Source organism: Aeromonas simiae, assembly GCF_000820125.1.
GTDB classification, from domain to species: Bacteria; Pseudomonadota; Gammaproteobacteria; order Enterobacterales; family Aeromonadaceae; genus Aeromonas; species Aeromonas simiae.
This window is the reverse complement of the sequence record NZ_CDBY01000051.1, coordinates 34,354-34,864: the sequence shown is the minus strand read 5'-3', so window position 1 is coordinate 34,864 and position 511 is coordinate 34,354. Positions and strand designations below refer to the sequence as shown.

Annotated in this window: 1 protein-coding gene and 1 pseudogene; one reads left to right on the top strand and one right to left on the bottom strand. The window is 59.5% G+C overall.

Features of this window, described 5'->3' with window-relative positions; all coding sequences use genetic code 11:
* Positions 1-326: S8/S53 family peptidase (locus tag BN1134_RS09555; protein WP_042046868.1), on the top strand; the 326-nt coding region annotated here is incomplete at its 5' end.
* 44 nt (positions 327-370) lie between these two features.
* On the opposite strand, the pseudogene BN1134_RS19680 reads toward BN1134_RS09555, so the two are convergent.
* Positions 371-511, bottom strand: a pseudogene (locus tag BN1134_RS19680) (sugar O-acetyltransferase); the annotation flags it as partial.

Here is a 511-nt window from a genome sequence, read left to right as displayed (position 1 = left end):
ATGCCAAACGCACCCGCCGCTATAACTACGGCAGCTGTATCGATGCCTTTGCTCTGGCGCACCGGGTATTGCTGGCACAAGGGGATGTCGATCCCCACCACTACGGCATTCTCAACGGCACCTCCTACGCGTGCCCCATCATTGCCGGCGTGTGTGGCAACATCCAATCCTTCCTCAAAGCCCACGGCAAGGCGCCACTGGACAGCGCAGGCATGCGCGAACTCTTCCTGGATGAGGCTCTGAACAAGAAGGGTGAGCGGGAAGATACCGCCATGATGCCGGATCTGAAGCTGATCCTGAAACATCTGGATGCAACTTATCTGTAAGCGCGCGAGCCTTAAAAAGGGCAGGTTATCCTGCCCTTTTGTCATCAGCTAGCCAACTCCTCGGCAGTCAGGGAGCGCAATACCCGGCAGGGGTTACCGGCCGCCACCACGTTGGGGGGGATGTCACGGGTCACCACAGAGCCCGCGCCAATCACGCTGTTCTCCCCTATGGTGACGCCGGGGCA